We start from the raw sequence: 17622 nt of genomic DNA, 5'->3' as shown, positions 1-17622 counted from the left end.
CACCGAATCCCGGTCCGTCGTCTGAACGGCGGTCGATGCATACCCGTGCATCCGGGACGGTGGAAACTCTCCGCGTTCTGCGGTTCGAAAGGAAACACCGACCTTGACCGACAACAACTCCGCCCAGGTGGAGATCCCCAGCGACCTGCGCGCCCTCCGACTGCCGGAACTCCAGCGCATCGCCTCCTCGCTCGGAATCACCGGGCTCTCCAAGCTCCGCAAGGGCGACCTCATCGCCTCGATCGAGGACAAGCGCCCCGTGACGGACGACGCCCCCGCCGCGGCAGCGCCCGCCGCGACCCCCGTCACGGCCCCGGTGACCGAGCAGCCGACGCTGCCGGAACCCGCAGCCGAGGCGCCGACCGCTCCGGTCGCCGACCCCGAGGCCCCCGCCGTCGAGTCCGAGCCGGCCGCGCCGTCGCGTGCCCGCCGTTCGCGTCGTGCGTCGTCCGGGGGCACCGTGAACGCCGGCCCGACCTCGGCCGCCGAGCACACCAACGCCGGCCACACCGGCACCGAGGACCTGCTCGCGGGCCTCGACCAGGTGCGTGCCGAGAAGGACGCCCAGGAAGCCGCCCAGACGCAGACCGGTGGGCAGCGTCGCGGCCGTGGCCAGCGCGGTTCCGACCAGCAGGCCCAGCAGCCGAACGAGTCGGCCGACCAGCAGACGCCGACCTCGGCACCTGCGCAGGACGACCAGCAGGCGCGGAACGACCAGCAGAGCACCGAGGGTGCGTCGCAGGACCAGTCCGCTGCCGCCGACTCCGGCGAGCAGAACGACCAGAACGACCAGCAGGGCGAGAGCGGTTCGCGTCGCGGCCGTCGCAGCCGTGGTCGCGGTCGTGGCCGTGGGCAGAACGCCGAGAACGGCGAGCAGAACGCTGACCAGCAGCCGCAGCAGGACGGCCAGCAGCACCAGCAGGGCGGCCAGCAGAAGCAGAACGGCGGCGACCAGCAGAAGCAGGCCGACGCCAAGCAGGCCGAGGCCAAGCAGAACGACGCCAAGCAGCGCGACCAGAGGCAGGACGACCGCGCCGAGCAGAAGCAGCAGGCGGCCAACCAGCAGAAGCAGAACGGTCAGCAGAAGCAGGGCCAGCAGGCCCAGCAGAACGCCGACGACTCCGAGGGTGGCCGCAGCCGTCGCCAGCGGGACCGCAAGCGCGGCCGCGGTGGCCAGAACGACGACTTCGAGCCCGAGGTCACCGAGGACGACGTCCTGATCCCGATCGCGGGCATCCTCGACGTCCTCGACAACTACGCGTTCGTCCGCACCACGGGCTACCTGCCCGGACCGAACGACGTCTACGTCTCGCTCGGCCAGGTGAAGAAGTACCACCTGCGCAAGGGCGACGCCGTCGTCGGCTCGATCAAGCAGCCCCGTGACAACGAGCAGCAGAGCCGTCAGAAGTACAACGCGCTCGTGACCGTCGACTCGGTCAACGGCCAGACCGCCGAAGAGGCAGCGGCCCGCGTCGACTTCTCCGACCTCACGCCGCTGTACCCGAACGAGCGCCTGCGCCTCGAGACGGAGCCGGGCAAGCTGAGCACCCGCATCATCGACCTCGTGTCGCCGATCGGCAAGGGCCAGCGCGGCCTGATCGTCTCGCCGCCCAAGGCCGGCAAGACCGTCGTGCTGCAGGCCATCGCCAACGCGGTCGCGAAGAACAACCCCGAGGCGCACCTCATGGTCGTCCTGGTCGACGAGCGGCCCGAAGAGGTCACCGACATGCAGCGCACGGTGAAGGGCGAGGTCATCGCCTCGACCTTCGACCGTCCGGCAGAGGACCACACCACGGTCGCCGAGCTCGCCATCGAGCGCGCGAAGCGCCTGGTGGAGCTCGGCCACGACGTCGTGCTCCTGCTCGACTCGATCACCCGTCTGGGCCGTGCGTACAACCTGTCGACCCCGGCGTCGGGCCGCGTGCTCTCCGGCGGCGTCGACTCGGCGGCGCTCTACCCGCCGAAGCGCTTCTTCGGTGCGGCGCGCAACATCGAGGACGGCGGCTCGCTGACCATCCTCGCCACCGCGCTCGTCGAGACCGGTTCCAAGATGGACGAGGTCATCTTCGAGGAGTTCAAGGGCACCGGCAACATGGAGCTCCGCCTCAACCGTCACCTGGCGGACAAGCGGATCTTCCCGGCCGTCGACGTCAACGCCTCCGGCACCCGTCGCGAGGAGCAGCTGCTCTCCGCCGACGAGGTCAAGATCACCTGGCGTCTGCGTCGGGCCCTCGCCGGGCTCGACCCGCAGCAGGCCCTCGAGATCGTGCTGCGGAACCTCAAGGAGACGCAGTCGAACGTCGAGTTCCTGGTGCAGGTGCAGAAGTCGGTCCCGACGACCGGCGGCGCCCACCACAACGGTCACCAGGAGTAACGCGTGTTCGAGTCGGTGGCAGGGCTGCTGGCGGAACACGAGGACCTGACGCAGCAGCTGTCGGACCCCGCGCTCCACGCCGATGCGGCCCGGGCGAAGAAGGTGAACCGGCGCTACGCCGAGCTCAACCAGATCAAGTCCGCGTACGAGTCCTGGCAGGCGGCGGGGGACGACCTCGCCGCCGCTCAGGAGCTCGCGCGTGAGGACTCGGCGTTCGCGGACGAGGTCCCCGGGCTCGAGGAGCAGTTGGCGGAGCGTCAGGAGCGTCTCCGCCGGCTGCTCATCCCGCGCGACCCCGACGACGGGCGCGACGTGATCATGGAGATCAAGGGCGGCGAGGGCGGCGAGGAATCGGCGCTGTTCGCGGCCGACCTCCTGCGCATGTACTCGCACTACGCCGAGACCAAGGGCTGGAAGGTCGAGCTCCTCGAGCGCACCGAGTCCGACCTGGGCGGCTACAAGGACGTCCAGGTCGCGATCAAGTCGAACACCACCGACCCGTCGCAGGGCGTCTGGGCGCACCTGAAGTACGAGGGCGGCGTGCACCGCGTGCAGCGCGTGCCGCAGACCGAGTCGCAGGGGCGCATCCACACCTCGACGACCGGCGTGCTGGTGTTCCCCGAGGTCGACGAGCCGGAGGAGGTCGCGATCAACCAGAACGACCTCAAGATCGACGTCTACCGGTCGTCCGGTCCCGGCGGCCAGTCCGTCAACACGACGGACTCCGCGGTCCGCATCACCCACCTGCCCACGGGCATCACGGTGGCGATGCAGAACGAGAAGTCGCAGCTGCAGAACCGTGAGGCCGGCATGCGCGTGCTCCGCGCACGCATCCTCGCGCGGCAGCAGGAGGAGCTCGACGCGATCGCCTCGGACGCGCGCAAGTCGCAGATCCGCGGGATGGACCGTTCGGAGCGCATCCGGACGTACAACTTCCCGGAGAACCGGATCGCGGACCACCGCACCGGCTACAAGGCGTACGACCTCGACCGCGTCATGAACGGTGCGCTCGAGCCCGTCGTCCAGTCCGCCATCCAGGCGGACGAAGAGGCACGTCTGGCCGCCATCGGCGACCAGGACGCGTAACCGCAGACCCAGCCTGGAGGCCCGGATCACCGCCGACACGCCCCTCACGTACGCCGCGGATCGCCTGCTCGAGCAGGCGGCCGCGGCGCTCGTCGCGTCCGGCGTCCCGACACCCCAGGTCGACGCCGAGCTGCTGCTCGCATGGGCGACCGACACGTCGCGCGGCGCCGTGCAGGCCCGGGCGATGACCGGTGGCGCCATCGCGGCGGAGCACGTCGAGCGCTTCCGGCACGCGATCGCGCGTCGGAGCACCCGCGAACCCCTGCAGCACATCACCGGGCAGGCGTACTTCCGCGCGCTGACCCTGGCGGTCGGGCCCGGGGTCTTCGTGCCGCGGCCCGAGACCGAGGGCGTCGTGCAGTTCGGCATCGACGCGCTCCGGACGGTCGCGGTGCCGGCGCCGATCGCGGTCGACCTCGGTTCGGGCAGTGGTGCGATCGCCATCGCGATGGACACCGAGGTGCCGAACGCCGTGGTCTACGCGGTCGAGGCCTCGCCCGAGGCACTGCCCTGGACCCGTCGGAACGTCGATGCCCACGGCGGCACGGTGCGACTCGTCGAGGGTGACCTGGCCGACGCGCTGCCCGAACTCGACGGCACGGTGTCCGTCGTGGTGTCGAACCCGCCGTACGTGCCGGACGACGCGGTCCCGATCGATCCCGAGGTGCGCGACCACGACCCCGCGGTGGCGCTGTACGGCGGACCGGACGGCCTCGACGCCGTGCGTGCCCTGGCCGAGACGGCGTGGCGGCTGCTCGTGCCCGGCGGGGTGCTCGTCATCGAGCACGCCGAGCCGCAGGGCGCCGGCGTCCGCGACGTGCTCGCGCGCCGGGGGTTCCGGACCCCGGAGACGCACGTCGACCTGACGGGACGCGACCGCACGACCACCGCGACGCGGTAGCCGGACGCACCACGGGCCTCCCGGTCGGTGTGTCGGTCAGGCGACGGGGGAGGCCTCGCGCTGCTGCGCGACGAAGGCGCGGACGTGCTCGCGCAGGTCGGTGTCGCGCTCGACCAGGACGGCGTGGATGCCGACGCTCCGGGCGCCCGCGATGTTCTCGGGCATGTCGTCGGCGAAGAACGTGCGCTCGGCGGGCACGCCGTGGTGCTCGACCGCGCGGAGGAAGACCTCGGGCTCGGGCTTGCGGGCGCCGAAGTTGCTCGACGTGTCCAGGTGCTCGCCGAACAGCCCGGGCAGCGAGGGGGCCCACTGGTGGATCCACCGACCGGCGAGCGGCCCGTTGTTCGTGAGCAGGCCGACACGCCCGTGCTCGCTCGCGATGCGGACGGCCTCGATGCGCTCGGGCAGCTCGGTCATGGCAGCACCGCGGATCCGCGCCCACTCGGACTCGGGGACGTCGCACTCCATGGCCCGCTCGAACGCGGCGAGGTACTCGTCACCGTCGGCGAAGCCACCGGCCTCGGCACGCATCTCGTGGCCGCAGTCCCACCAGCGCCGGCGGAGCTCCGCGAACTCGTGTCCGGTGAACTCGGAGAGTGCGGCCATCCGCACCTGCCAGTCGTACCGGACCAGGACGTCGTCCATGTCGAAGAGGAACAGGAGGTGGGGCGCAGGGGTCTCGTTCACGATGTCCTCCATTGTGTCGCACTATCATCGTCGAGTCATGGCATCCCGATACGACTGCACCGACTCCGACGGGCTCCTGACCGGGATGCGGCTCGCACGTGCCGCCCTCGGGCGCGGAGACCTCGTCGTCGTCCCCACCGACACCGTCTACGGCCTCGCCGCGGACGCCTTCAACGCGGCCGCCGTCCAGCGGCTGCTCGACGCGAAGGGCCGGACGCGGCAGTCGCCGCCGCCGGTGCTCATCCCCGGCCCGCCGACGCTCGACGCGCTCGCGAGCGACGTGCCGCAGCAGGTGCGCGACCTCGTCGCCGAGTTCTGGCCCGGTGGGCTGACCGTGATCCTGCGTGCACAGCCGTCGCTCGACTGGGACCTCGGCGAGACGCGGGGCACGGTCGCCCTGCGGATGCCGGACTCGCGGATCGCGCTCGAGCTCCTGCAGGAGGTGGGTCCGCTCGCCGTCTCGTCCGCGAACTCGACCGGCGACCCGGCCGCGATGGACGTCGACGCCGCCGAGCGGATGCTCGGGGACAGCGTCGCCGTGTACCTCGACGGTGGCGCGATCGGCCAGCACGAGGGCTTCGAGGCCTCCACGGGGTCGACGATCGTCGACGCGACGGGGCTGTCGGACGGCGGGAAGTTCCGCATCGTCCGGCACGGGGTGATCTCCGACGACGAGATCACCCGGGTCGTCGGAGCCGACCTCGTCGGATGAAGTACTACCTGCTGGCGGGGGCGATCGCGGCGGTCGTGAGCTTCCTGGTCAGCGTGCTCGTGTGGAAGCTCGGGCTGAAGTACAAGTGGTACCCGCAGGTCCGCGAACGCGACGTGCACCGCACGCCGACACCGCGCCTCGGTGGGATCGCGATGTACATCGGCGTGATCGTCTCGCTGCTGGCGGCCTGGTTCCTGTTCCCGTCGATCGCGGGGACCGACTACTTCCGGCTGGTGTTCTCCGAGCCGGGCCGCGTGCTGGCGGTGCTCGGGGGCGCGACGATCATCGTGGTGCTGGGCGTCGCTGACGACATCTGGGACCTCGACTGGATGACGAAGCTCGCGGGGCAGATCATCGCCGCGGGCATCCTCGCCTGGCAGGGCGTGGCCATCGTGTCGCTGCCGATCGGGAACACCCTGGGGGTCGGCTCGTCGTACATGAGCCTGATCTTCACGGTGCTGGCGGTGGTGCTCGTGATGAACGCGGTGAACTTCATCGACGGACTCGACGGTTTGGTCGCGGGGGTCGCGATCATCGCCGGCGGGGTGTTCTTCCTCTACACGTTCTTCATCAACCGCGTGGTCGTGCAGACCGAGTTCTTCTTCAACCTGCCGTCCCTGCTGACGGCGGTGCTCGTCGGGTCCTGCTTCGGGTTCCTCATCCTCAACTGGCACCCCGCGAAGCTCTTCATGGGTGACGCCGGAGCCCTGCTCGTCGGCTTCCTGATGGCCACGAGCGCGGTGTCGGTCACGGGCAACATCGATCCGGCAGCGGTGCAGACACGCCAGGCACTGCTGCCGGCCTTCATCCCGATCCTGCTGCCCTTCGCGATCCTGATCGTGCCGATCCTCGACTTCGGCCTGGCGGTCACCAGGCGGCTCAGTGCCGGGAAGTCCCCGTTCTCGGCCGACCGCAAGCACCTGCACCACCGCCTGCTCGACATGGGGCACTCGCACTTCCACGCCGTGCTGATCTTCTACGCGTGGACCGCCACCGTCGCGGTCGGGTGCCTGCTGTTCCTGTTCGTCGACTGGTACTGGGTTGTCACCTTCGTCGCGGTCGGCTTCACCGTGTGCGCGGTCGCCACGTTCGCGCCGCTCGGCCGGAAGCGGACCGAGATCGCCGCCCAGACCGCCAACCGTTCCGCCGCCGTGGTGGACGCCAGCCTCGACCCGCTCGACCGGGCCGCCAACGACCGCACGATCCCAGGAGACATCACGTGACCGCACCGAACGCGCTCGACCACGTCCGGCCGGTGTTCCGCCGCATCATCACCTGGGGAGCGGTCCTCGCCGTCGCCCTGGCGATCGTCGGGGGAGTCGTGGGACTGCTCGTCGCCGACACTCCCGGGCTCGTCGGCGGCCTGCTCGGTGCCGTGCTCAGCGTCGTGTTCCTCGGGCTGACCGCCGTCAGTGTCCTCGTCGCGCTGCGCGTCTCCAAGGGACAGATGATCTCGGGTGCCTTCTTCGGCATCGTGATGGGCACCTGGCTGCTCAAGTTCATCGTCTTCATCGTGCTGCTCGTGGCGCTGAAGGACCGCACCTGGGTGGACTTCCCGGTGCTCGCGATCGTGATCATCGCGGGTGTCGTCGGGTCCCTGGTCATCGACGTCGTCGCGGTGGCGAAGGCCCGCATCCCGATCGGCGTGCAGCTGCCCGGCGACGGGGCCGATGGCTCCGCGGACGCTGAGAACCCGACCCCCCGCAACTGAGAAGCCGGGAAGCCTCTCGCACCTGATAGGCTTCTCGGAGTCCGCCACCGGAGCCTTTCGCTCGGAGCGGGCAAGCCTCCACAACGTCCACCATCGCGTGCCATGATGTGCGCGCGCCGACACAGGAGACAGCGCTGCTATCCCACGCTCTTCCCCTGTCCCTCTCTGCTGCGGTTGACACCGTTGCGGCGGGGAGCAGCAAGGCCGCCGAGTTCCATGGTCCGTCGATCAACGAGTTCTTCCCGGATGCGATCTTCTTCGCCGGGACGCCGTTCGAGATCGATCGGGTCGTCCTCATCCGCTTCTTCGCCGTCGCCGTGCTCCTGGTGTTCGCCTTCGTGGGAACGCGCGCGCTGAAGCTCGTCCCGAACCGCGGTCAGGCGTTCATCGAGTACGCGTTCGACGTCGTTCGTCGCAACACCTTCGACAACCTCGGAGAGAAGGACGGCAAGCGATTCCTGCCGCTCCTGGCGACGATCTTCTTCGGCGTGCTGTTCATGAACCTGACCGGTCTGATCCCGGGCATGAACCTCGCCGGCACCAGTCGCATCGCGATGCCGATGATCCTCGCGATCGTCGCCTACGTCGCGTTCATCTACGCCGGCCTCCGCAAGCACCCGGGCACGTTCCTCCGGAACTCGCTCTTCCCGCCCGGGGTGCCGTGGTTCCTCTACATCATCGTGACGCCGATCGAGCTCGTCTCGACCTTCGTGCTCCGTCCGGTCACGCTGACGCTGCGACTCCTGATGAACATGGTCGTCGGGCACCTGCTGCTCGTCCTGTTCTTCTCGGCCACGCAGTTCTTCTTCTTCGACGCATCGCTCGGCTTCAAGGCCTTCGGCGTCGGGACGCTCGCGTTCGGCATCGCGTTCAGCTTCTTCGAGATCCTCGTCGCGCTGCTGCAGGCCTACGTCTTCATGCTCCTCACCGCCGTCTACATCCAGCTGGCGCTGGCTGACGAGCACTGATTCCTCACTGACCCCCTACGGGACCGGCGACCGTCGGACCCGCACCTCGAAAGGAAAACACGTGGACGCAACGACCGTTCTCGCGGAGATCAACGGCAACATCGCGACGGTTGGCTACGGCCTCGCTGCGATCGGCCCGGCCATCGGTGTCGGCATCGTCGTCGGCAAGACGATCGAGTCCGTCGCTCGCCAGCCCGAGCTCCAGGGCCGCCTGACGACCCTCATGTACATCGGTATCGCCTTCACCGAGGCCCTGGCCTTCATCGGCATCGCCACGTACTTCATCTTCACCAACTAAGGTTCCTCGATGCACAACGCACTCATCATCGCGGCGGAGGAGACGCACAACCCCCTCATTCCGCCGGTGTACGACATCGTGTGGTCCGCGGTGGCCTTCCTCATCATCCTCGTGGTGATGTGGCGTGTCGTCACGCCGCGCATCACGAAGATGCTCGATGAGCGCACTGAGGCCATCGAGGGTGGCATCAAGAAGGCAGAGGCTGCTCAGGAGCAGGCCGCTGCTGCGCTCGACGAGTACAACAAGCAGCTCGCCGACGCCCGCTCCGAGGCGTCCCGCATCCGCGAGCAGGCCCGCGCCGACGCCACGGCGATCGGCAACGAGGTCCGCGAGCAGGCAGCGGCCGATGCAGCACGCATCACGGCCAACGCCCAGGCGCAGATCGAAGCCGAGCGCCAGAGCGCTGTCCAGTCCCTCCGGTCCGAGGTGGGCACCCTTGCCCTCGACCTCGCGTCCGGCGTGATCGGCGAATCGCTCAAGGACGACGCCAAGTCGTCGGCAGTCGTCGACCGCTTCCTCGCCGACCTCGAGGCCTCGCAGGCCACGAAGACGGGGGAGCACTGAGCATGCGCAGCGCTACCAGAGAAGCACTCGCGTCCACCAGGGCGGTGCTCTCGGACCTCGGTTCGAGCGCCGACCTGGCCGCGGGTGCCGAGATCCTCGCCTCCGGGCGTGCGATCGCCGGTGCGCCGCAGCTGCTCGGGCTGCTGTCCGACCCGACGGCCGACCCGGCCGGCAAGAAGGTCCTCATCGACCGCGTCTTCGCCGGTCAGTCGAATGCGACGCGCGCGGTCCTGACCGCGGTGGCCGGCTCGCGCTGGTCCTCGCAGCAGGATCTGCTCGCAGGCATCGAGGACGCGGGCATCCGCGCCGTCGCCGCCACCGCGGGTCCGGGCTCGCCGATCGAGTCCGAGTTGTTCGCCTTCGAGACCGCCGTCCGTTCGGACGCCGGCCTCGAGCTGGCACTCGGCACGAAGCTCGGCAGCCCGACGCAGAAGGGCGCGCTCGTCGAGCGGCTCCTCGGCCCGAAGGCGTCGCAGCAGACCGTGACCATCGTCTCCGCGCTCGTGCAGCAGCCTCGCGGCCGCCGCATCGGTGAACTCGTCCGCGATGCCTCGCGCATCGTGGCCGAGCAGGACGGCAAGCTCGTCGCGACCGTGGTCACCGCCACGGCACTCACGACCGCCCAGTCGGCACGCGTTGCACGCGGTCTGGCCGAGCGCTACGGCAAGGACATCAGCATCAACCAGGTCGTCGACCCCACGGTCGTCGGCGGGGTCCGGGTGCAGATCGGCGGCGACGTCATCGACGGCACCGTGTCCACGCGGCTCTCGGAGCTCCGGCTCCAGCTCGCCGGCTAGGCGTACGGTCGAAGCCGCTCCTCCCAAGTCCACAACGGGAACTGCCGAGTCCGGCAGCGTCACCCTCTCGGAGCCGAAGGGCCCCGGAAAACCACAAGGAAAATCCCATGGCAGACATCACCATCAGCCCCGATGAGATCCGTGATGCCCTGAAGGACTTCGTCTCGAACTACGAGCCGACGAAGGCCTCCACGGCCGAGGTCGGGCACGTCACCGACGCCGGTGACGGCATCGCGCACGTCGAGGGCCTCCCCGGCGTCATGGCCAACGAGCTCATCCGCTTCGCGGACGGCACGCTCGGCCTGGCCCAGAACCTCGACGAAGACGAGATCGGCGCGATCGTGCTCGGCGAGTTCGCCGGCATCGAAGAAGGCATGGAAGTCACGCGTACCGGTGAGGTCCTCTCGGCCCCCGTCGGTGACGGCTTCCTCGGCCGCGTCGTCGACCCCCTCGGCGCCCCGATCGACGGCCTCGGCGAGATCGCAGCCGAAGGACGTCGTGCCCTCGAGCTCCAGGCTCCCGGCGTCATGTCCCGCAAGTCGGTGCACGAGCCGCTGCAGACCGGCATCAAGGCCATCGACGCGATGATCCCCGTCGGCCGTGGTCAGCGTCAGCTGATCATCGGCGACCGCCAGACCGGCAAGACGGCCATCGCGATCGACACGATCATCAACCAGAAGGCCAACTGGGAGTCCGGCGACGAGGACAAGCAGGTCCGCTGCATCTACGTCGCCATCGGTCAGAAGGGCTCCACGATCGCCTCCGTGAAGGGCGCGCTCGAGGACGCCGGTGCGATGGAGTACACCACCATCGTCGCCGCTCCCGCGTCCGACCCGGCCGGCTTCAAGTACCTCGCCCCGTACACCGGTTCGGCCATCGGCCAGCACTGGATGTACTCCGGCAAGCACGTCCTCATCATCTTCGACGACCTGTCGAAGCAGGCCGAGGCCTACCGTGCCGTGTCGCTCCTCCTGCGTCGTCCGCCGGGGCGCGAGGCGTACCCGGGTGACGTCTTCTACCTGCACTCCCGTCTGCTGGAGCGTTGTGCGAAGCTGTCCGACGAGCTCGGCGCCGGTTCGATGACGGGTCTCCCGATCATCGAGACCAAGGCGAACGACGTCTCGGCGTACATCCCGACCAACGTCATCTCGATCACCGACGGCCAGATCTTCCTGCAGTCGGACCTCTTCAACGCGAACCAGCGTCCGGCCGTCGACGTGGGCATCTCGGTGTCCCGCGTCGGTGGTGACGCCCAGGTGAAGTCGATCAAGAAGGTCTCCGGCACGCTGAAGCTCGAGCTGGCGCAGTACCGCTCACTCGAGGCGTTCGCGATGTTCGCGTCCGACCTCGACCAGGCGTCGCGTCGTCAGCTGGATCGTGGTGCTCGCCTGACCGAGCTCCTCAAGCAGCCGCAGTACTCGCCGTACCCGGTCGAGGAGCAGGTCGTGTCCATCTGGGCCGGCACCAACGGCAAGCTCGACACCGTTCCGGTGCCGGACGTGCTGCGCTTCGAGTCCGAACTGCTCGACCACCTGCGTCGCAACTCCGAGGTCCTCACGACCCTGCGCGAGACGAACCAGCTCAGCGACGAGACCGTCGCCGAGATGTCGAAGCAGATCGACGAGTTCTCGAAGAGCTTCCAGACGAGCGACGGCAAGACCCTCGGCTCCGAGCAGTTCGACGCGGCAGACGCCGAGGACGTCGACCAGGAGCAGATCGTCAAGGGTCGTCGCTAGATGGCAGCGCAGGTCCGGGTCTACCGACAGCGAATCAAGTCCGCGAAGACCACGAAGAAGGTCACTCGCGCGATGGAACTGATCTCGGCGTCGCGGATCCAGAAGGCGCAGGCCCGCATGGCTGCGTCCGGCCCGTACTCGCGAGCCGTGACGCGTGCGGTGTCGGCCGTGGCGACGTTCTCGAACGTCGACCACGTGCTGACCACCGAGCCGGAGTCCTCGACCCGTGCGGCCGTGGTGCTCTTCACCTCGGACCGCGGCCTGAACGGTGCGTTCAGCACGAACGTCCTCAAGCAGGGCGAGGAGCTCGCCTCCCTGCTCCGCAGCGAGGGCAAGGACGTCGTCTACTACCTGGTCGGTCGCAAGTCCGTCGGGTACTTCGCGTTCCGTGAGCGCGCGTCGGAGCAGCAGTGGGTCGGCAACACCGACCAGCCGGAGTTCTCGACGGCCAAGGAGATCGGCGACGCCGTCGTGGCGAAGTTCCTCCAGGACACCGCAGAGGGCGGCGTGGACGAGATCCACATCGTGTTCAACCGGTTCCTCAGCCTGGCGACGCAGGAGCCGCAGGTCGTTCGCCTGCTGCCCCTCGAGGTCGTCGAAGGGGTCGAGGAGCCCGAGGGCAACGAGCCCCTGCCGCTCTACGAGTTCGAGCCGGACGCCGATGCGGTGCTCGACTCGCTGCTCCCGGTCTACATCGAGAGCCGCATCTTCAACGCCATGCTGCAGTCGGCTGCTTCCGAGCACGCCGCCCGTCAGAAGGCGATGAAGGCGGCCAGCGACAACGCGGACTCGCTGATCCGTGACTTCACCCGACTCGCGAACAACGCGCGTCAGGCGGAGATCACGCAGCAGATCTCCGAGATCGTCGGCGGCGCCGACGCCCTCTCGTCGAAGAAGAAGTAGTCCGCGTCGTTCGCGGACAGATACCCACCCTCAGGAAGGCACCAGCCATGACCGACACCGCAACCACCGCGGTCGAGACGTCGTCGGCGCCCGGTGTCGGCCGGATCGCCCGTGTCACGGGTCCCGTCGTCGACATCGAGTTCCCCCACGACGCAATCCCGGAGATGTACAACCTCCTGTTCACGACCATCACCATCGGTGACTCGTCGCAGGAGATCGGCCTCGAGGTCGCCCAGCACCTGGGCGACGACCTGGTCCGTGCCATCTCCCTGAAGCCGACCGACGGCCTGGTCCGTGGCCAGGAGGTCCGTGACTCGGGCGCTCCGATCTCGGTCCCCGTCGGCGACGTCACCAAGGGCAAGGTGTTCGACGTCCTCGGGAACGTGCTCAACACGGACGAGAAGCTCGAGATCACCGAGCGCTGGCCGATCCACCGCAAGGCCCCGGCCTTCGACCAGCTCGAGTCGAAGACCTCGATGTTCGAGACCGGCATCAAGTCCATCGACCTCCTCACCCCGTACGTGCAGGGTGGCAAGATCGGCCTCTTCGGTGGTGCGGGCGTCGGCAAGACCGTCCTCATCCAGGAGATGATCCAGCGCGTCGCGCAGGACCACGGCGGTGTGTCGGTGTTCGCCGGTGTCGGTGAGCGCACCCGTGAGGGCAACGACCTCATCGGTGAGATGGAAGAGGCGGGGGTCTTCGACAAGACGGCCCTCGTGTTCGGCCAGATGGACGAGCCGCCGGGAACGCGTCTCCGCGTGGCCCTGTCGGCGCTGACGATGGCGGAGTACTTCCGCGATGTCCAGAAGCAGGACGTGCTCCTCTTCATCGACAACATCTTCCGCTTCACGCAGGCCGGCTCCGAGGTCTCGACGCTGCTCGGTCGCATGCCGTCCGCCGTGGGCTACCAGCCCAACCTCGCCGACGAGATGGGTGTGCTCCAGGAGCGCATCACCTCGACGCGTGGTCACTCGATCACCTCGCTGCAGGCGATCTACGTGCCGGCTGACGACTACACCGACCCGGCTCCGGCCACCACGTTCGCGCACCTCGACGCGACCACCGAGCTCTCGCGTGAGATCGCGTCGCAGGGTCTGTACCCCGCGATCGACCCGCTGACCTCGACGTCGCGGATCATGGACCCGCGGTACCTGGGCGCCGACCACTACGAGACGGCCACGCGCGTCAAGCAGATCCTCCAGAAGAACAAGGAACTGCAGGAGATCATCGCCATCCTCGGTGTCGACGAGCTCTCCGAAGAGGACAAGATCACGGTCGAGCGCGCTCGTCGTATCCAGCAGTTCCTCTCGCAGAACACGTACATGGCGAAGAAGTTCACCGGCGTCGAGGGCTCCACGGTGCCGCTCAAGGACACCATCGAGTCCTTCCGCGCCATCGCCGACGGCGAGTTCGACCACGTTGCGACGCAGGCGTTCTTCAACGTCGGTGGCATCAACGACGTGGAAGAGAAGTGGGCACAGATCCAGAAGGAGAACCGCTGACATGGCGGGTCTCAGCGTGAGCGTCGTCTCGGCCGACCGTGAGGTCTGGTCGGGCGACACCACCATGGTCGTCGCACGCACGACAGAGGGCCAGATCGGTATCCTCGCGGGACACGAGCCGATGCTCGCGATCCTCGCGCAGGGTCAGGTCCGCATCACGCGGGCCGACGGGTCGACCGTCGCGGTCGACGCCGAAGACGGCTTCCTGTCGGTGGAGCACGACACGGTGACGATCGTCGCGCGGCAGGCCGCGCTGGCGTCCTGACCGGACTGACCGTCCTCCTCCCGCCTTCGGAGACGAAGCGGGAGGGTGGGGACACGAGCCGCACGCTCGATCTGCGTGCACTCTCGTTCCCGGAACTGGCCGATGAGCGGGCCGCGGTGATCACCGCGGCCCGCTCTGTCAGTTCCGAGGAGTCCTCGGCCAGGACGGCTCTCAAGCTCGGCCCGAAGTCGATCGCCGAACGGTTCCGGAACCTCGAGTTCGACACGTCGGGGACGATGCCCGCGATCGAGCGCTACACGGGGGTGCTCTACGACCCGCTCGGCGCGCAGACGGCCGACGACTCGACGCGGTCGTGGTGGTTCGACCACGTGGTCGTGCAGTCGGCGATGTTCGGTCCGATCGGCGCGGGCGACCCGATCCCGGCGTACCGGCTGTCGCACGACTCCCGGCTCGGGAACCTCCGGCTCGCGTCGCACTGGCCGGCGGTCTCGTCCCGGGTCCTGGACGAGCGGGCAGACGGCCTGGTCCTCGACCTCCGGTCGGATGGCTACCGCCAGCTCGGTCCCGTCCCGGGCTCGGTCGCCCCGCGCGTCGTGAGCGTCGACGGCTCCGGTCGACGACGAGCGTTGAACCACTGGAACAAGACCGCGAAGGGTCGGCTGGTCGCGCTGCTCGCGCGCGCCGGAGCGGTCGTCGCGACCATGGACGAGCTGGTCGACTGGGCCGCGGCCAACGGTGTCGTCGTCGAGCGCAGCGACTCCGGGTGGGACCTGGTCGCCGAGAGCCTCGAACCCGTCGCCGTCTGACCATCGCCCCGGTCCGTCCTCCACAGGTCGGGCCGGGGCGGTGCTGTCCACAGGTGGTCGGCTCGTGCCTGCCGGGAGGCCCGGATCACGCTTCGATGGCGTGCATGATCCCCTCGACGGCACGTTCCCCCGACCAGACCGCAGTCCGTTTCCCTCGCGAGATCGCGGCGGCGGTCACACTGCCCGCGGCCGCAGCATCGCTGGTCGCGCCCGGCGCTGGCCCCTGCACCAGGACCGGGGCGATCGCGATCGTCACGGCGTGTGGTGCCCTCGCGACACGTCTGGCCCTCGTGCCGTTCCTGGTGGCACGCGATCTGCCGGATCCACGGTCGGTCCGCGGGTTCGACCCGTCCGACGGCCCCGTGCCGCCAGCGCTTCTGGGTCGCGGGCCCGAACCGGACCGCGACCGTGTGCGGACGGCTGGCGACCGGTGTGCCGAGGCGTGGCGGGTCTGGCGCGCCGAGGACCGGCTGGGGGACAGCGCGGCCGGAGCCGCCGGTGCGCTCGCGCTCGGAGCCTGGTGTGCGTGGGCGCTCGGGTCGTCGGCCCGAGCGGAGACCCGTGCGCGCTACGCCCTCGAGACCTGCGCAGACGACCCGCTCGCCGGCCTGGTCCTGCGCTCGGTGCTGGCCGGTAGCTCCCCGACGTGGGGTGACCCCCGTCGTGACCGGCGCCGATCGTGACCGGCCCCGGCCCCGGTCACCCGCACGTCGGACGACACGGTGTGACGGGTCGACCGGATCGTCTACGGTGGATGGGACCACATCCGAAGGGCTCCGGTTGCGCGACGACGACATCGACGACACCGTCATCCGTCGACCCCACGGTACGGGCGGCGGCGACCGTGTCGACGACCTGTTCGGCGACACCGTCATCCGGCCGCGCACGGAGCCGCCGGCGCCCGACGGCGAGCCGGCCGTCGACGGAGCCGACCCGGAGGACACGATCGTCCGCGCCCGTGTCCGGAGCACCGCCGGACCGAGCGTGCCCGTCGGAGCCGTGCCGGGCCTCCCGTCCGTCCCTGCCGCGCCCGCGGCGCGTGTGCCGTCCGTCCGCATCGGCGACCGCACCTTCCGACTGGACCACCCGGTGATCATCGGGCGGCGCCCGTCGCTGCCGCGGATCACCAGCGGCCCCGAACCGGAACTCGTGACGGTGCGCTCCGCCAACGGGCAGGTGTCGTCCTCGCACGTCCGCATCCACGCCGAGGGCGAAGCCGTGGTCGTGCAGGACCTCCGGTCCACGAACGGCACCGTCGTCCGACCGGCCGGCGCGCCGGTGTACCGCATGGCATCGGGTGCGTCGATCGTCGCACTGACGGGTACGGTAGTCGAGGTCGGTGACGGCAACGCCATCGAGGTCCTGTCGCCGTACCTCCGGGTCGCACCGACGGCGGACGGGTTCCCACCGGTTCCCCCGTGGCCCACCGACCAGACAGCACCCGGCACGCCCCGACCCCCCAGAGAGCGATCCTGAAACGTGACCGAACTCGGCCGAGCAGCGACTGCGCACGCCATCGACGTCCCCGGTGCCGACGGTGCCACCCTGACGCTCTCGTGGGGAGCCGCGACCGACGTCGGTCGTCGGCGTGACCACAACGAGGACAGCTACATCGTCGGGGCGCCCTTCTTCGTCGTCGCCGACGGCATGGGCGGTCACCTCGCCGGTGACCGCGCGAGCGACGCCGTCGTGCGTCGGCTCGAGCAGGTGACGCAGGAGTCCTTCACCTCGCGGCAGGGCATCCAGCGGGCGCTGCTGCTCGCCACCGCCGACATCGAACGCGCAGCCGGTGGCAACGCGATCGGCGCCGGGACGACCGTCACCGGCATCGCACTGGTCGCGTCGCTCGGCCAGCCGGCCGCACTCGTCTTCAACGTCGGCGACTCCCGGACCTACCGCATCGAGGACGGCGTCCTGCGACGCGTCACCGTGGACCACTCCGTGGTGCAGGAGATGGTGGACGCCGGCCTGCTGCGCGCCGAGGACGCCGAGCAGCACCCGGACAGCAACGTCATCACCCGCGCGGTCGGGTTCGGCGAGCCACCGGCACCGGACTGGTGGACGCTGCCGCTCCGCGCGGGTGACCGCTACATCGTCTGCTCCGACGGACTGACGAAGGAACTCGGCGACGCCGGCATCGCCCGCATCGCCGCGCGGGAAGCCGGCGCGCAGGAGCTCGCCGAACGCCTGGTCGGCGACGCGGTCGTCGCCGGCGGTCGGGACAACGTCACCGTCGTCGTGCTCCAGGTCGATGCCGCGCCCGACGACGGCGACCTCGAGGACACGCTCCCGCGGCACTGACCACTGTCAGGACCCCCCGAACTGGGGGAGTGCACCCGTCCACAGGCGGT

The 17622-nt window shown here is 69.5% G+C and carries 19 protein-coding genes; 18 read left to right on the top strand and 1 reads right to left on the bottom strand.

The genetic code is table 11. The features are described 5' to 3' along the window. Nucleotides 1–103: 103 nt before the first annotated feature. The 3 genes from rho to prmC are packed head-to-tail and all read left to right on the top strand — an operon-like array spanning nucleotide 104 to nucleotide 4361. On the top strand, nucleotides 104–2374 hold the full coding sequence (gene rho / locus ACGH48_RS11155; RefSeq protein ID WP_396288625.1) for a transcription termination factor Rho: 2271 nt from the start codon (nucleotides 104–106) through the stop codon (nucleotides 2372–2374). A 3-nt stretch (nucleotides 2375–2377) separates the two neighbouring features. After that, nucleotides 2378–3460 carry a peptide chain release factor 1 gene (prfA, locus tag ACGH48_RS11150; RefSeq protein WP_111083862.1) on the top strand — a complete coding sequence of 361 codons (1083 nt, stop codon included), beginning with the start codon at nucleotides 2378–2380 and terminating at the stop codon, nucleotides 3458–3460. A 25-nt stretch (nucleotides 3461–3485) separates the two neighbouring features. Next, on the top strand, nucleotides 3486–4361 hold the full coding sequence (gene prmC, locus ACGH48_RS11145) for a peptide chain release factor N(5)-glutamine methyltransferase (RefSeq protein ID WP_396291125.1): 876 nt from the start codon (nucleotides 3486–3488) through the stop codon (nucleotides 4359–4361). A 36-nt stretch (nucleotides 4362–4397) separates the two neighbouring features. Here the strand turns inward: prmC and ACGH48_RS11140 are convergent, their stop codons facing one another. Then, a complete protein-coding gene (locus ACGH48_RS11140) occupies nucleotides 4398–5048 on the bottom strand; it encodes an HAD family phosphatase (protein WP_185021334.1) in 651 nt (216 codons plus the stop codon). 37 nt (nucleotides 5049–5085) lie between these two features. Here ACGH48_RS11140 and ACGH48_RS11135 point away from each other — a divergent pair, with 37 nt between their 5' ends. From ACGH48_RS11135 to ACGH48_RS11065, 15 genes are all read left to right on the top strand, one after another. Then, a complete protein-coding gene (locus ACGH48_RS11135) occupies nucleotides 5086–5760 on the top strand; it encodes an L-threonylcarbamoyladenylate synthase (RefSeq protein ID WP_396288622.1) in 675 nt (224 codons plus the stop codon). Further along, nucleotides 5757–6983 carry an MraY family glycosyltransferase gene (locus ACGH48_RS11130; protein ID WP_123312394.1) on the top strand — a complete coding sequence of 409 codons (1227 nt, stop codon included), beginning with the start codon at nucleotides 5757–5759 and terminating at the stop codon, nucleotides 6981–6983. Before ACGH48_RS11135 ends, ACGH48_RS11130 begins: the two co-directional genes overlap by 4 nt. Next, the gene (locus ACGH48_RS11125) at nucleotides 6980–7471 is read left to right on the top strand and encodes a hypothetical protein (RefSeq protein ID WP_111083867.1); all 492 of its coding nucleotides are present in this window, start codon (nucleotides 6980–6982) and stop codon (nucleotides 7469–7471) included. The genes ACGH48_RS11130 and ACGH48_RS11125 overlap by 4 nt, the downstream gene beginning before the upstream one ends. A gap of 107 nt (nucleotides 7472–7578) precedes the next feature. Beyond that, nucleotides 7579–8439 carry a F0F1 ATP synthase subunit A gene (gene atpB, locus ACGH48_RS11120; protein WP_333925860.1) on the top strand — a complete coding sequence of 287 codons (861 nt, stop codon included), beginning with the start codon at nucleotides 7579–7581 and terminating at the stop codon, nucleotides 8437–8439. Between the two features lie 61 nt (nucleotides 8440–8500). Next, nucleotides 8501–8737: an ATP synthase F0 subunit C gene (gene atpE, locus ACGH48_RS11115; protein ID WP_027465781.1), complete on the top strand. Its 237-nt coding sequence runs from the start codon at nucleotides 8501–8503 to the stop codon at nucleotides 8735–8737. Between the two features lie 9 nt (nucleotides 8738–8746). Further along, nucleotides 8747–9301: a F0F1 ATP synthase subunit B gene (locus ACGH48_RS11110; RefSeq protein WP_123312395.1), complete on the top strand. Its 555-nt coding sequence runs from the start codon at nucleotides 8747–8749 to the stop codon at nucleotides 9299–9301. A gap of 2 nt (nucleotides 9302–9303) precedes the next feature. Beyond that, a complete protein-coding gene (locus ACGH48_RS11105) occupies nucleotides 9304–10098 on the top strand; it encodes a F0F1 ATP synthase subunit delta (RefSeq protein ID WP_396288619.1) in 795 nt (264 codons plus the stop codon). Between the two features lie 107 nt (nucleotides 10099–10205). Beyond that, nucleotides 10206–11834: a F0F1 ATP synthase subunit alpha gene (gene atpA / locus ACGH48_RS11100; protein ID WP_123312397.1), complete on the top strand. Its 1629-nt coding sequence runs from the start codon at nucleotides 10206–10208 to the stop codon at nucleotides 11832–11834. Further along, nucleotides 11835–12737 (top strand): F0F1 ATP synthase subunit gamma, encoded by a 903-nt coding sequence (locus tag ACGH48_RS11095; protein WP_123312398.1) that lies wholly within the window; start codon nucleotides 11835–11837, stop codon nucleotides 12735–12737. A gap of 47 nt (nucleotides 12738–12784) precedes the next feature. Continuing rightward, on the top strand, nucleotides 12785–14239 hold the full coding sequence (gene atpD, locus ACGH48_RS11090) for a F0F1 ATP synthase subunit beta (protein WP_065959250.1): 1455 nt from the start codon (nucleotides 12785–12787) through the stop codon (nucleotides 14237–14239). 1 nt (nucleotide 14240) lies between these two features. Further along, complete coding sequence (locus ACGH48_RS11085) at nucleotides 14241–14504, top strand: F0F1 ATP synthase subunit epsilon (protein WP_027465776.1); 264 nt, start codon at nucleotides 14241–14243, stop codon at nucleotides 14502–14504. Then, a complete protein-coding gene (locus ACGH48_RS11080; protein WP_396291124.1) occupies nucleotides 14501–15271 on the top strand; it encodes a YaaA family protein in 771 nt (256 codons plus the stop codon). The genes ACGH48_RS11085 and ACGH48_RS11080 overlap by 4 nt, the downstream gene beginning before the upstream one ends. Nucleotides 15272–15375: 104 nt before the next feature. Continuing rightward, nucleotides 15376–15954, top strand: a complete 579-nt coding sequence (locus ACGH48_RS11075; protein WP_396288616.1) for a hypothetical protein — start codon at nucleotides 15376–15378, stop codon at nucleotides 15952–15954. Between the two features lie 97 nt (nucleotides 15955–16051). Continuing rightward, nucleotides 16052–16747, top strand: coding sequence for an FHA domain-containing protein (locus tag ACGH48_RS11070; RefSeq protein ID WP_396288615.1), 696 nt, complete (start codon nucleotides 16052–16054; stop codon nucleotides 16745–16747). Between the two features lie 3 nt (nucleotides 16748–16750). Further along, the gene (locus tag ACGH48_RS11065) at nucleotides 16751–17572 is read left to right on the top strand and encodes a PP2C family serine/threonine-protein phosphatase (RefSeq protein WP_123312402.1); all 822 of its coding nucleotides are present in this window, start codon (nucleotides 16751–16753) and stop codon (nucleotides 17570–17572) included. Nucleotides 17573–17622: the final 50 nt, after the last annotated feature.

The organism is Curtobacterium pomorum (assembly GCF_044497295.1).
Taxonomy (GTDB): Bacteria; Actinomycetota; Actinomycetes; order Actinomycetales; family Microbacteriaceae; genus Curtobacterium.
This window is presented reverse-complemented; position numbering and strand designations above follow the sequence as displayed.

What these genes read in the sequence shown, in the direction of transcription:
- ACGH48_RS11085 (WP_027465776.1), top strand. Translation starts at nt 14,241, where the DNA reads ATGGCGGGTCTCAGCGTGAGCGTCGTCTCGGCCGACCGTGAGGTCTGG.
- ACGH48_RS11135 (WP_396288622.1), top strand. Translation starts at nt 5,086, where the DNA reads ATGGCATCCCGATACGACTGCACCGACTCCGACGGGCTCCTGACCGGG.
- ACGH48_RS11130 (WP_123312394.1), top strand. Translation starts at nt 5,757, where the DNA reads ATGAAGTACTACCTGCTGGCGGGGGCGATCGCGGCGGTCGTGAGCTTC.
- atpD (WP_065959250.1), top strand. Translation starts at nt 12,785, where the DNA reads ATGACCGACACCGCAACCACCGCGGTCGAGACGTCGTCGGCGCCCGGT.
- atpA (WP_123312397.1), top strand. Translation starts at nt 10,206, where the DNA reads ATGGCAGACATCACCATCAGCCCCGATGAGATCCGTGATGCCCTGAAG.
- ACGH48_RS11105 (WP_396288619.1), top strand. Translation starts at nt 9,304, where the DNA reads ATGCGCAGCGCTACCAGAGAAGCACTCGCGTCCACCAGGGCGGTGCTC.
- ACGH48_RS11075 (WP_396288616.1), top strand. Translation starts at nt 15,376, where the DNA reads ATGATCCCCTCGACGGCACGTTCCCCCGACCAGACCGCAGTCCGTTTC.
- ACGH48_RS11110 (WP_123312395.1), top strand. Translation starts at nt 8,747, where the DNA reads ATGCACAACGCACTCATCATCGCGGCGGAGGAGACGCACAACCCCCTC.
- ACGH48_RS11095 (WP_123312398.1), top strand. Translation starts at nt 11,835, where the DNA reads ATGGCAGCGCAGGTCCGGGTCTACCGACAGCGAATCAAGTCCGCGAAG.